The sequence below is a fragment of the Amycolatopsis heterodermiae genome (genome assembly GCF_034929455.1).
GTDB classification, from domain to species: domain Bacteria; phylum Actinomycetota; class Actinomycetes; order Mycobacteriales; family Pseudonocardiaceae; genus Amycolatopsis; species Amycolatopsis heterodermiae.
In genome coordinates this window covers 711117-723488 of the sequence record NZ_JAYFSI010000001.1, presented here as the reverse complement: position 1 = coordinate 723488, position 12372 = coordinate 711117, and the positions used below count along the sequence as shown (strand labels likewise).

Below are 12372 nucleotides of genomic sequence, written 5' to 3'. Positions count from 1 at the left end.
GTCGGTGGCCCCCAGTACCCTCGCAGAGGAATCCACTAACTGGGGGAATTGTTCCTTATGTCTACGCAAAGTACGGCCACCGCGCCGCAGGGTGACGCGCTCGACGCGGGGGTGCTGAAGATCGCGTCCGTGGTGGTGCTCGGCGCCATCATGGCGATCCTGGACACCACGGTCGTCAACGTCGCGCTGCAGAAGCTCACGATCGAGTTCTCGACGTCGTTCGACGTCATCCAGTGGGTCTCCACGGGGTACCTGCTCGCGCTCGCCACCGTGATCCCGGTCACCGGCTGGGCGTCCGACCGGTTCGGCACCAAGCGGCTCTACATGCTCGCGATCGTGCTGTTCCTGGCCGGTTCGATGCTCGCGGGTATGGCGTGGAACATCGAAACGCTGATCCTGTTCCGCGTCCTGCAGGGCTTCGGCGGCGGCATGCTGATGCCGTGCGGCATGACGATCATGACCCGCGCGGCGGGCCCGCAGCGGATCGGGCGCGTGATGGCGGTGCTGGGCGTGCCGATGCTGCTGGGCCCGATCGGCGGCCCGATCCTCGGCGGCTGGCTGGTCGACGCGGTGAGCTGGCGCTGGATCTTCTTCATCAACGTGCCGATCGGCGTCGTCACGCTGCTGCTGTCGTGGCGGCTGCTGCCGAAGGACGCCCCGGAGCCGTCCGGGCGCTTCGACTTCGTCGGCATGCTGATGGTCTCGCCCGGCTTGGCGGCGCTGATCTTCGGCGTCTCGAAGATCCCGTCCGCGGGCGGGATCGGCGCCGTCGAGGTGTGGCTGCCGGCGCTGGCCGGGCTGGTGCTGCTGGCCGGGTTCGTGGTGCGCGCGCTGAAGGTGCCGAACCCGCTGGTGGACCTGCGGCTGTTCAAGAACCGCACGTTCACGGTCGCGATGGTGACGATGTCGCTGTTCTTCGTCGCGTTCCTCGGCGGGATGATGCTGCTGCCGACGTACTTCCTGCTGGTGCGCGGCGAAACCACGCTGCACGCCGGCCTGCTGCTGGCCCCGCAGGGCTTCGGCGCGATGATCATGATGCCGATCACCGGGCGGCTGGCCGACAAGGTCGGGGCGCGGAAGATCGTGGTGCCCGGCCTGGTGCTGATCGTCGGCGCGATGGCGATGCTGACCCAGGTCGGCGCGACCACGCCGTACCCGGTCCTGCTGTCGGCGCTGTTCGTGATGGGCCTCGGCATGGGCTGCACGATGATGCCGATCACGACGTCGGCGCTGCAGACGCTGCAGCCGAAGGACATGGCCCGCGCGTCCACGGCGACGAACATCGTCCAGCAGACCGCGGGCGCGATCGGCACGGCGGTGATGGCGACCATCCTCGCGGCCCTGCTGGCGGGCAAGTTCGGCGTCCCGACGGCCCAGGGTCAGCTGGCGGCCACGGCGGCGATCCTGAACCCGGAGTCCCACACGGCGGCAACGGGCCTGGCGGCGGACGCCTTCTCGACGACGTTCGTGTGGTCCCTCGTCCTGGTGTCCCTGTGCCTGATCCCGGCGTTCTTCCTCCCGAAGTCCCGCCCGGCCGTCCCCTCGGAAGCCGGCGACGAGATCACCCCGCCGGCACTGGTCCACTAGCCGTCCTGCCGCGGCTGGTCGTGAGTGTTTAGGAGGGTTAGAACCCTCCTAAACACTCACGACCCCGTAGGTCAGGAGAGGCGCTCCAGGACCATGGCCATGCCCTGGCCGCCGCCCACGCACATCGTCTCCAGGCCGAACTGCTTGTCGTGGTGCTGCAGGGAGTTGATCAGCGTGGACGTGATGCGCGCGCCCGTCATGCCGAACGGGTGGCCCACCGCGATCGCGCCGCCGTTGACATTGAGACGGTCGACGTCGATGCCCAGGTCGCGGTACGACGGGATGACCTGCGCCGCGAACGCCTCGTTGATCTCCACCAGGTCGATGTCGCCGATCGACAGGCCGGCGCGGGACAGCGCCTGGTTCGACGCCTCCACCGGGCCGTAACCCATGATCTCCGGCGAAAGACCCGTCACGCCCGTGGACACGATCCGCGCCAGCGGCGTCAGGCCCAGCTCACGCGCCTTCGTGTCGGACATGACGACCAGCGCCGCCGCGCCGTCGTTCAGCGCGCAGCAGTTGCCCGCCGTGACGCGGCCGTCCGGGCGGAACACCGGCTTCAGGCCCGAGACGCCTTCCAGCGTGACGCCCGCGCGGGGGCCGTCGTCCTTCGAGACGACCGTGCCGTCCGGGAGCGTCACCGGGGTGATGTCCTTGGCCCAGAAGCCGTCCGCGATGGCCTTCTCGGCCAGGTTCTGCGAGCGGACGCCGAACTCGTCCATGTCCTCGCGCGTGACGCCCTTCAGCCGCGCCAGGTTCTCGGCGGTCTGGCCCATCGCGATGTAGACGTCCGGGACGTCGCCGGCGGAACGCGGGTCGGTCCAGGTGTCCGTGCCGGACTCCGCGGTCGCCTTGGTCCGCGACTCGGCGTCGGCGAACAGCGGGTTGTGGGTGTCCGGCCAGGAGTCCGAGCTGCCCTTCGAGAACCGCGACACGGTCTCGACGCCGGCCGAGATGAAGACGTCGCCCTCGCCGGCCTTGATCGCGTGGAACGCCATCCGGGTGGTCTGCAGGCTCGACGAGCAGTAGCGCGTGATGGTGCAGCCGGGCAGGTGGTCGTAGCCGAGCTCGACGGCGACCGCGCGGCCCATGTTGAACCCGGACTCGCCGCCCGGCAGGCCGCAGCCCAGCATCAGGTCGTCGATGTCGGTGGGGTCGAGCTGCGGCACCTTGGCCAGTGCCGCCTGGATCATCTGCACGGTCAGGTCGTCGGGTCGCATGCTGACCAGCGAGCCCTTGTTGGCCCGCCCGATGGGCGAGCGCGCGGTGGAGACGATGACGGCTTCAGGCATGACGTGACACATCCTCGTATCGCGAGCTAAGCGGTTGCTCACCATAGTGCCGCCTGTGGCCCCGGTCGCAAAGCCGAACGCGACCAAGGCAACACGCCGCCTGGCAGGATCACCCCGTGGGGACCGAGACGCGGGTGCTGGGCACGAGGACGATCCTGCTCTGGGGCGCCGGGCTGCTGGTCGTGGCGGCCGTCGCCGCGACGCTGCTGCTCACCCTGCTCGGCGGCGGCCGTCCCGAGGACTCCGCGCGGCTGGAAGCTCTGAAGACCGCCGCCACCCTCGTCGTCGGGACCGGGGGTGCCGCCGCCCTGCTGCTCGCCGCGCGGCGCCAGCGGTCGGCCGAGCTGGACCTCGTGCAGAAGGACCACGACGCCACCGAACGCCGGGTCACCGAGATCTACAGCAAGGCCGCCGACCAGCTCGGGAGCGACAAGGCACCGGTCCGGCTCGCCGGGCTGTACTCGCTCGAACGGCTCGCCGGCGGGTACGCGCCGCACCGGCAGACCATCGTCAACGTCCTCTGCGCGTACCTGCGGATGCCCTACGACGTTGAGGCGAAGGACCGCGAGGAGCTGCAGGTCCGCAAGACCGCGCAGCGCATCCTCCTGCTGCACCTGCGGGCCGGATCCGTCGAACAACCGAACGAAGGCTTCTGGCCGGACGTCGACCTGGACTTCTCCGGGGCGACGCTCGTCGGGCTGACCCTCACGCACTGTTCGATCCGGTCGATCGTGTGCTTCGGCGCGGAGTTTCACGAGCTCACTTCCTTCCGCGGCACCGAATTCCGCACCAAGGCCGACTTCAACCAGGCACAGTTCACCGGTCGCGCCGATTTCCGCGGCACGGTGTTCGGCGGCGGCCGGGATTCGTTCAACGGTGCCCTTTTTGCTGGTCCGGTCGATTTCGGCACGAAGACCGTGGCGCGGCTGGCGGGGGCCGAGGCGGTGCCCGGGCCCGCCAGGACCTGGCCCCAGGACTGGGAAGAACGCCCGGCCGACGGCGATCCGAGCCGATCGCGGTTGACTCGAAAGGGTGAACCGCGTGATCCCGCGGCCCGATAGAATCGGCCCCGGAAAGAGCTTCGTCATTCCGGAACGGGGGAGGTGAAACCGGTGAACGCCGAACATCGTGGCACTCGCTGGGCCCTCCTGCTCCTTCGGGCGGATTGCCGCACCGCGCACAGCGCCGGGCGGGACCTCCGGGACGGGATGACGGCTCAGCGTGCAGCGACCTTCGGGTCCGGGATCGGCACCGGTTAGCGGCTTGGTGGCTCGCGACACGCCGGCGCCGGAACGGCCCGACCTCGCGCACAACGCCCCGTCACCACCCGACGCGCACCCGGAGCCCGCCCGGGTCTGCTTCGTGCTGGGTGGACAACGCCACCGGTAGGCCGTTTAGGCTGACGGTCGTGGAGTACGCAGAGCACATCGCAGACCTCGTGGGCAACACCCCGCTGGTCAAGCTGAACTCGTTGACCAAGGGGCTCAAGCCGCTCGTGCTGGCCAAGGTCGAGTACCTGAACCCGGGTGGCTCGGTCAAGGACCGGATCGCGCTGCGGATGATCGAAGCGGCCGAGAAGTCCGGCGCGCTGCGCCCCGGCGGCACGATCGTCGAGCCGACGTCCGGCAACACCGGCGTGGGGCTGGCCATGGTCGCCCAGCGCAAGGGCTACCAGTGCGTCTTCGTCTGCCCGGACAAGGTCAGCGAAGACAAGCGCAACGTGCTCAAGGCGTACGGCGCCCGGGTCGTGGTGTGCCCGACGGCGGTCGCGCCCGAGCACCCGGACTCCTACTACAACGTCTCCGACCGCCTGGTCCGCGAGATCGACGGCGCCTGGAAGCCCAACCAGTACGCCAACCCGCAGAACCCGGAGAGCCACTACCTCTCCACCGGCCCGGAGCTGTGGAAGCAGACCGACGGGAAGATCACCCACTTCGTCGCGGGTGTCGGCACCGGCGGCACGATCTCCGGCACCGGCAAGTACCTCAAGGAGGTCAGCGACGGCGCCGTCCAGGTCGTCGGCGCCGACCCGGAGGGCTCGGTCTACTCCGGCGGCAGCGGCCGTCCCTACCTGGTCGAAGGCGTCGGCGAGGACTTCTGGCCGGAGACCTACGACCGGGGCGTCGCCGACGAGATCATCCCGGTCTCCGACGCCGACTCGTTCCAGGTCACCCGCCGGCTCGCGCTTGAAGAGGGCCTGCTGGTCGGCGGCTCCTGCGGGATGGCCGTCGCGGCCGCGCTGAAGCTCGCCGAGCGCCTCACCGAGGACGACGTCGTGGTCGTGCTGCTGCCCGACGGCGGCCGCGGCTACCTGACGAAGGTCTTCAACGACACCTGGATGTCCTCCTACGGCTTCCTGCCCCCGGACTCCTCGGGCGCGACGGTCGCGGACGTCCTGACGAAGAAGAGCGGGCAGCTGCCGGCCCTGGTGCACTCGCACCCGAACGAGACGGTCGCCGAGGCCATCGCGATCCTGGCCGAGTTCGGCGTCAGCCAGATGCCCGTGGTCAGCGCGGAGCCGCCGGTGATGGCGGCCGAGGTCGTCGGCGCGGTCAACGAGCGTGACCTGCTGGAAGCGCTGTTCACCGGCAAGGCGCAGCTGGCCGACCGGCTCGACCGGCACATGTCGCCGCCGCTGCCGACGATCGGCGGCAGCGAGCAGGTGGGTTCCGCGATGACCGCGCTCGAGGGGGCCGACGGCGCGCTCGTGCTGGTCGACGGCAAGCCCGCCGGCGTCGTCACGCGGCACGACCTGCTGGGCTTCCTGGCCGGCCGGTGAACCTGAGCCGAGAAGAGTCTTAATCGGCGGACCCGGCCGGGGCGTTACGAGCGCCCCGCCGGGTGATCCGATAGCGTGGACGCAAATAGAACACTTTCGCGTCCTCGTCAAGGGGGTTCAAGACCCACATGAGTGCACCGCAGCCACCGAACCAGCCGTGGGGTGGCGGCCAGCCACCTCAAGGCCCGCCGAGTGGCCCCCAGCCGCAGCAGGACAACCCGTTCGGTAGTCCGGAGCCGACCCAGGTCGTGCAGCCCGGCCAGCCACAAGGCGGTTCCCCGTTCGGGGAGACGCCGGAGCCGACGCAGGTCGTCCAGCCCACCCGGCCGGGTGAGGGCGGGGCGGGCGCGACCCAGGCGCTGCCGCCGGTCGACGCGAACGCGACGCAGATGGTGAACCCGGGCGGTGACGCCCCGGTCGCGGAGTCCACGCAGCTGGTCCCGCCGGGTTCCCAGCCGCCGCCGTCGATCCCGTACACCCCGCCGCCGAGCGCGGCCGACAACCCGGCCGCGGCCTTCGGCCAGCAGCAGGGCGGTTACGGCCAGCCTGGTGGCTTCGGCCAGCAGCAGCCGGGCGGCTTCGGCCAGCCCGGTCAGCCGGGCCAGCCGCCGCAAGGCTTCGGCGGCCCGCCCGGGTTCGGCGGTCCGCAGCAGCAGCCGTTCGGCGGCCCGCCGCAGTTCGGCGCGCCCTCGGCCGCCGGCGGCAACGGGATGTTCGGCTACATCGCGGCGGGCCTGCTCGCGATCTTCGGCCTGCTCGCGGTGGTGTTCTTCTTCGTCGACATGTTCGACAGCGACTTCACCGACTACTCCGACGCCGTCGGCAAGGTCGGTGACCAGGCGATCCAGGCGGCCAAGGACGCGGGGCAGTACATCTCGCCGGGCGCGCTGACGTTCTACTACATCCTGGTGCTGGTCGGGGGCCTGGCTGCGCTGGCCGCCGCCGCGCTGACGTTCCTGAAGAACAAGATCGCCTCCTTCCTGGCGATCGGTGGCGGCGCCGTGCTGCTGATCTTCGCCATCCTGATCATGATCGAGCTCTCCATCACCGTGCCGGACGGCGCGTCGATCAAGTTCGGCAACGGCCAGGTGCTCTACCTGGTCGCCGGAATCTTCGTGCTGGCGATCGGGGTGCTGGGCATCCTCCCGGCGACCGCGCAGTTCGTCGGTCTCGGAGCCGGTGGGGCCGGCGGTGCCGCGCCCGCCGGGCCGGCGAACCAGGGCTTCGGCGGTCCGCCGCCCGGGTTCGGTGGCCCGCAGCAGCCCGGGTTCGGCCACCAGCCGGGGCAGCCCGGTCCGCCGCCGCAGGGCTTCGGCCAGCCGCCGCAGGGTTACGGCCCGCCCCCGGGCTACGGCCAGCCGGGCGGTCCCAACCCGGCCAGCGGCGGGTTCCCGCAGCCGTCGGGCGGCGGTTACCCCCAGCAGCCGCAGCAGCCGGGTGGGTTCGGTCAGCCGGGCGGTCCCAACCCGTCCAGCGGCGGGTTCCCCCAGCAGCCGCAGCAGCCGGGTGGGTTCGGTCAGCCGGGACAGCCGCCGCACGGCTACCCGCAGCAGCCGGGCCAGCAGCCCGGTCAGCCGCCGCAGGGCTGGGGACCGCCGCCGCAGCAGCAGGGTCCGCCGAGTGGCGGGTTCGGCCAGCCCCCGCAGCAGTGGTGACACTGGGCCGTTCGGGTTGACCGGCAGCACACACCGTGACGTGCCTTCCGGCGGTCATCCGGTGCTTGCCAGAAGTTGACCGGATCTAGGTGAACACCGTTTTCGTGCCCCGGAGCCAATTCGGCTCCGGGGCACGCTGCATTTATAGCCGGACACGCAATTGTCCGAATAGGACAACCGGCCGCCGAATCGCGCACGGTGATCGCGTGACAGTATTTCCGCTACTACCGCAGGAAAATGATCTTGGGTTCCGCCGTCCGGCCGAATTCCGATCTTTTTCCTGACTCCTTCCACTTTTCCCGACTAGGGTGAGCGGCGTAGTCCCGTGCTCTTGTTGATGGGGGAGTTGTGACCGGTCCGCGCGGTTACCCGGTAGCGCATTCGCATTCGTATTCATCCGCTAGGCCGTCCGGAGTAACGGCGATCCTGGCCGCGGTGCTCGGTTTACCGGCCGCGGTCGCCGCGGGTTTCGTACCGGTCAAGATCTTTCTCGACATGCCCGCCGAATTCAGTCTCGGCATGCTGCCCGCGTTGGTTCTTGTCGATCTGGCCGGCTTTCTCGTTGCCGGTCTCGTGCTGTTGCTCGGTTCGCTCGCGACGTTGTTCCGCGCGACGGCCGGCGCGATCCTGCTCGGGGTCGGCGCGCTGCTGGCGATCGGCGCCCTGCTGGTCGAGCCGCTCTCGGCCGGGGTACCGCTCGCCCGGTACGTCGACGCGATGTTCACGCACGGTGGCCTCGCCATGGTCGACCGGGTGGGCCTCGCCGGGCTCGCGGTCCTCGTGCTGGTGCTCGCGTTCCTGCCACCGACCTTCCGCTACCTGCGCTACCGCAGCACGCCCACGCTCCCGGTGTTCAGCGGCCAGGGCGCGTACACGTCACGGACCTGGTGAGCCGGGGCCCTATCCTCGGGCCCCGTGATCACGATCGACGACGCCACGGCCGCGCGCGCCGCCGGCGGCCTCGCCCTGCTCGGCGGGCTGCTCTACCTGGCGGGACTGCTCCTGGACGTCGTCACGCTGTTCCGGTTCCCGGACGACGCGGCCCGCACCGCCGTCCACGCGGTGGTCGGCCTCCTGCTCGCGACCGCTCTCCTGCCCGGCGGGGTCCTGCTGCTGCGGCGTGACCCCCTGGGCAGGCTGGGCTGCATCGTCGGCAGCGCGACGGCGATCGTCGCGACGCTGACTTCGCTGCTGCTGTCGGCGACGGGCCTGGCGTCCCTCGACGTCGGCGGACCCGGTGGCCTGGTCGCGGGCGGCGTCCTGGCGCTGCTCGTGGTGCTGCCGCCCGCCGTCGCCACCCTCGCGCTGGCGATCTCCGCGCCGGCCGCGCGGTGGTGCGGGCTCCCGCGATTCGAGCGTCAGGCCTGAGATGTATCCCACCTGACGGGAATGTCCGGGCCGGGCCGTACGCTGAACCGATGGTGGACGACTACTCCGAATTGGGCTTCGAGACGCGCGCGATCCACGCCGGTCAGAAGCCCGACCCCCGCACCGGCGCGGTGATCGTGCCCATCTACCAGACCTCGACCTACGCGCAGGACGGCGTGGGCGGGACCCGTGAGGGCGACTTCGAGTACTCGCGCACCGCGAACCCGACCCGCAGCGCGCTGGAGGAGGCACTGGCCTCGCTGGAAGGCGGCCGCCACGCCCTCGCCTTCGCGTCCGGCATGGCCGCGTCCGACGTCGTGCTGCGCAGCACTCTCCGCCCCGGCGACCACCTCGTGCTCGGCAACGACGCGTACGGCGGCACGTTCCGCCTGATCGACAAGGTGCTCAGCCTCTGGGGCGTCGAGCACACGGTCGCCGACCTCGGCAACCTCGACGAGGTGCGCGCCGCGATCCGGCCCGAGACCAAGCTGATCTGGTGCGAGTCGCCGACCAACCCGATGCTCGGCATCGCCGACATCGCCGCGCTGGCCGGGGTCGCGCACGACGCCGGCGCCCGGCTGGTCGTCGACAACACGTTCGCGACGCCGTACCTGCAGAACCCGCTGTCGCTCGGCGCGGACATCGTGCTGCACTCCACCACCAAGTACCTCGGCGGCCACTCCGACGTCGTCGGCGGCGCGATCGTCACCAACGAGGACGAGCTGCGCGAGCAGTTCTTCTACCTGCGCAACGCCGCCGGCGCGGTGCCCGGCCCGTTCGACGCCTGGCTGACCCTGCGCGGCATCAAGACCCTGGCCCTGCGGATGGAGCGGCACAGCGACAACGCCGAGCTGGTCGTGCAGGCGCTGCTGAAGCACCCGAAGGTCGCGAAGGTCTACTACCCGGGCCTGCCGGAGCACCCCGGCCACGAGGTCGCGGCGAAGCAGATGCGCCGCTTCGGCGGGATGGTCTCGTTCAGCCACGTCGACGGTGAGCAGGCCGCGCTGGACGTCGCGTCGCGCACCAAGCTGTTCATCCTCGCCGAGTCGCTCGGCGGCATCGAGTCGCTGATCGAGCACCCGGGCAAGATGACGCACGCGAGCACCGCGGGCTCGACCCTGCAGGTGCCGGCGGACCTGCTGCGCCTGTCGGTCGGCATCGAAGACGGCACCGACCTGGTCTCGGACCTGCTGGCCGCTCTCGGCTGAGGACCCCCAGACAGCGAAACGGCCCCGGAGCTACCCAGCTCCGGGGCCGTTTCGGCAGGTCAGGGGTTGTAGTTGCCGTGCACCACGGTGCCGGACTTCGGGGTGCCCGTGGCGGGCAGGTCCGCGCCGTCGACGCAGCCGCCGACCAGCTCGACGTGGCTGTCGTGGCGGATGTACTGGGCCGGCGACGCGCACGAAGCGCTGTCCACCGTGATGTACGCGGCTCCGGTGAGGGCGGCGGCCGACGCCAGCCCGATCACGAGCGGGACCAGCCCGGCGGAGCGGGTCGCGCGCGCCCGTTTAGCGGCGTTCGCGTCGTTCCCCCGTGCCATGGTTGCTCCCTGTTTACCGCGAGTTGACACGCCAAGGGTACCCGGCTCCCGGTCCGATCAACCTGTGGATCTCCTGAGTGGCATCATCCGGCTCATGGAACTCGTCACCATCGAGCGGATCCAGGCCGCCCGGGAACTCCTCAAAGGAGTGACCAGGGTGACGCCGATGGAGCACGCGCGCGACCTGCGCCGGCTCCACGGCGGTCCGGTGCACCTGAAGTGCGAAAACCTGCAGCGCACGGGCTCGTTCAAGATCCGTGGCGCCTACACCCGCATCCACGGCCTCACCGACGAAGAACGCGCCCGTGGCGTCGTCGCGGCCAGCGCCGGCAACCACGCGCAGGGCGTCGCGCTCGCGTCGTCGCTGCTCGGCGCCAAGTCGACCGTCTTCATGCCGCTGCGGGCGCCGCTGCCGAAGCTCGCCGCCACGCGCGGTTACGGCGCCGACGTCCACCTGCACGGCGCGCTGCTCGAGGAGACCCTCGCCGCCGCGATCGAGTTCGGCGAGCGGACCGGGGCGGTGTTCATCCACCCGTTCGACCACCAGGACGTCATCGCCGGTCAGGGCACGGTCGGCCTCGAGATCCTGGAGCAGGTGCCCGGGGTCAGGACGATCCTCGTCGCCACCGGCGGCGGCGGGCTGGTCGGCGGGGTCGCGTCGGCCGTGAAGGCCGTGCGGCCGGACGTCCGGGTCGTCGGCGTCCAGGCCGAGGAGGCCGCCGCGTACCCGCCGTCGCTGGCCGCGGGCACGCCGGTCCGGCTGAGCTCGACGTCGACGATGGCCGACGGGATCGCCGTCGGCGAGCCGGGCCCGGTCAGCTTCGCCCACGTCGAATCCCTGGTCGACGACGTCGTGACGGTGTCCGAGCAGTCGCTCTCGCGGGCCGTCCTGCTCTGCCTGGAACGGCGCAAGCTGGTGGTCGAGCCCGCCGGCGCGGCGACCGTCGCCGCCCTGCTGCAGCACCCCGGCGCGTTCGAGCCGCCGGTCGTGGCCATCCTCTCCGGCGGCAACGTCGACCCGGTGCTGCTGCTGCAGATCATCCAGCACGGCATGACCGCCGGCGGCCGCTACCTGCGCCTGCACCTGCGGGTCCCGGACCGGCCGGGGTCGCTGGTGGGCGTGCTCTCGTGCGTCAGCGGGCTGGGCGCGAACGTGCTCGACGTCGAGCACTCCCGGATCTCCGGCAGTCTCGACCTCGGCGAGGCCGACGTCGTGCTGGCGCTGGAGACCCGTGGTCCCGAGCACTGCAAGGAGATCGAAATCGCGCTCACCAACGCTGGCTACACCGTCGTCTGAGGCCGTTCGCCGGTGATCGCCGCCAGCGCCAGGACCGTGGCCTCGGCGGTGACCTCCGACGGCGGGACGAACCGCCGGGCCCGGATGTGCGCGACCAGCTCCGGGTCCGGCGGCACCCCGTGCTCACGCAGGTAGTACGCGACGGCGCCGGGCCACGCCCACGCCCCGTCGGTGCGGAAGTTCATCGGCACGGCGTCGGTCCGGTCGGGCGCGAACGCGTCGGTCCCGTTGCTGCGGGACGCCAGGATGACCGGCGCCCCGTCCAGGTAGGCGAGCACCCGCTCGATCTCGGCCGGGACGAGCGGCTGACGCCGGATCAGCGGCCGGCCCGACGCGTCGAGGCCGTCGTGGACGCGGGGCGTGTGCACCGGGCCCTCCGGGATGGGCGGCAGCGGGGGCGCCAGCGGCGGCAGCCCCACCCGCTCCCGCAGCCAGCCAGGGATCTGCTCCTCGGCGCGCGGGAAGAACCGCAGCTCGTCCTGGAACCCCAGGGCCGGCGGCTGCTGCCGGAACGGCGGTTCGAGGTCCGGCCGCACGAAGTCGATGTCGGGCGGCTGCGTGGGGTCGAACACGCAGATCACGCCCAGCCAGGTGCCGCGCCCGGGCTGGTACATCCCCGCCCGCAGCACGCCGAGCAGCCGGACCGCCTCCGGGTGCGGCGGTGCCGGGCGCGGCAGGCCGTCCGGACCGGTCACCAGCAGGTCGGCCTCGACGTGCCGGCCCGCGGCGCGGTACTCGACCCGCAGCTGCCGCCACCCGGGCGGCGCCTGCGACGCCAGCGCGACGCCGATCTGCCGGACGACCTCCTGCTGCTGGTCCGGGCGCAGCGGCCCCGGTGGCCGGGTCATGGTCCT

Annotated in this window: 11 protein-coding genes; 8 read left to right on the top strand and 3 right to left on the bottom strand. The window is 71.3% G+C overall.

Annotation, left to right across the window (positions count from 1 at the left end):
* Positions 1-57 precede the first annotated feature (57 nt).
* Positions 58-1587: a DHA2 family efflux MFS transporter permease subunit gene (locus VA596_RS03465; protein WP_323323513.1), complete on the top strand. Its 1530-nt coding sequence runs from the start codon at positions 58-60 to the stop codon at positions 1585-1587.
* 71 nt (positions 1588-1658) lie between these two features.
* Here the strand turns inward: VA596_RS03465 and VA596_RS03460 are convergent, their stop codons facing one another.
* Positions 1659-2879, bottom strand: coding sequence for an acetyl-CoA C-acetyltransferase (locus VA596_RS03460; protein ID WP_323323512.1), 1221 nt, complete (start codon positions 2877-2879; stop codon positions 1659-1661).
* Between the two features lie 116 nt (positions 2880-2995).
* Between VA596_RS03460 and VA596_RS03455 the strand changes: the two genes are divergently transcribed.
* The 6 genes from VA596_RS03455 to VA596_RS03430 all read left to right on the top strand — a co-directional run bounded on the left by VA596_RS03455 (position 2996) and on the right by VA596_RS03430 (position 9889).
* Complete coding sequence (locus VA596_RS03455; RefSeq protein WP_323323509.1) at positions 2996-3940, top strand: pentapeptide repeat-containing protein; 945 nt, start codon at positions 2996-2998, stop codon at positions 3938-3940.
* A gap of 347 nt (positions 3941-4287) precedes the next feature.
* The gene (locus VA596_RS03450) at positions 4288-5658 is read left to right on the top strand and encodes a cystathionine beta-synthase (protein ID WP_323323508.1); all 1371 of its coding nucleotides are present in this window, start codon (positions 4288-4290) and stop codon (positions 5656-5658) included.
* Between the two features lie 128 nt (positions 5659-5786).
* Positions 5787-7313, top strand: a complete 1527-nt coding sequence (locus VA596_RS03445; protein ID WP_323323506.1) for a hypothetical protein — start codon at positions 5787-5789, stop codon at positions 7311-7313.
* Between the two features lie 495 nt (positions 7314-7808).
* A complete protein-coding gene (locus tag VA596_RS03440; RefSeq protein ID WP_323323504.1) occupies positions 7809-8204 on the top strand; it encodes a hypothetical protein in 396 nt (131 codons plus the stop codon).
* 24 nt (positions 8205-8228) lie between these two features.
* Positions 8229-8681 (top strand): hypothetical protein, encoded by a 453-nt coding sequence (locus VA596_RS03435; protein ID WP_323323502.1) that lies wholly within the window; start codon positions 8229-8231, stop codon positions 8679-8681.
* A 50-nt stretch (positions 8682-8731) separates the two neighbouring features.
* The gene (locus VA596_RS03430) at positions 8732-9889 is read left to right on the top strand and encodes a cystathionine gamma-synthase (protein ID WP_323323500.1); all 1158 of its coding nucleotides are present in this window, start codon (positions 8732-8734) and stop codon (positions 9887-9889) included.
* A 59-nt stretch (positions 9890-9948) separates the two neighbouring features.
* Here the strand turns inward: VA596_RS03430 and VA596_RS03425 are convergent, their stop codons facing one another.
* Positions 9949-10221, bottom strand: coding sequence for a hypothetical protein (locus VA596_RS03425; protein ID WP_323323498.1), 273 nt, complete (start codon positions 10219-10221; stop codon positions 9949-9951).
* Positions 10222-10315: 94 nt separating this feature from the next.
* Here VA596_RS03425 and ilvA point away from each other — a divergent pair, with 94 nt between their 5' ends.
* Positions 10316-11518, top strand: a complete 1203-nt coding sequence (gene ilvA / locus VA596_RS03420; RefSeq protein ID WP_323323496.1) for a threonine ammonia-lyase — start codon at positions 10316-10318, stop codon at positions 11516-11518.
* Here the strand turns inward: ilvA and VA596_RS03415 are convergent.
* Positions 11503-12366, bottom strand: coding sequence for a ferredoxin (locus VA596_RS03415; protein WP_323323495.1), 864 nt, complete (start codon positions 12364-12366; stop codon positions 11503-11505). The two genes, ilvA and VA596_RS03415, sit on opposite strands and share 16 nt — an antisense overlap.
* Between the last annotated feature and the right edge of the window lie 6 nt (positions 12367-12372).

Bases quoted from the DNA above. Each gene is read 5' to 3' on its own strand.
- VA596_RS03465 (WP_323323513.1), top strand. From the start codon at position 58: ATGTCTACGCAAAGTACGGCCACCGCGCCGCAGGGTGACGCGCTCGAC.
- VA596_RS03430 (WP_323323500.1), top strand. From the start codon at position 8,732: ATGGTGGACGACTACTCCGAATTGGGCTTCGAGACGCGCGCGATCCAC.
- VA596_RS03460 (WP_323323512.1), bottom strand. From the start codon at position 2,879: ATGCCTGAAGCCGTCATCGTCTCCACCGCGCGCTCGCCCATCGGGCGG.
- ilvA (WP_323323496.1), top strand. From the start codon at position 10,316: ATGGAACTCGTCACCATCGAGCGGATCCAGGCCGCCCGGGAACTCCTC.
- VA596_RS03425 (WP_323323498.1), bottom strand. From the start codon at position 10,221: ATGGCACGGGGGAACGACGCGAACGCCGCTAAACGGGCGCGCGCGACC.
- VA596_RS03440 (WP_323323504.1), top strand. From the start codon at position 7,809: ATGCCCGCCGAATTCAGTCTCGGCATGCTGCCCGCGTTGGTTCTTGTC.
- VA596_RS03445 (WP_323323506.1), top strand. From the start codon at position 5,787: ATGAGTGCACCGCAGCCACCGAACCAGCCGTGGGGTGGCGGCCAGCCA.
- VA596_RS03415 (WP_323323495.1), bottom strand. From the start codon at position 12,366: ATGACCCGGCCACCGGGGCCGCTGCGCCCGGACCAGCAGCAGGAGGTC.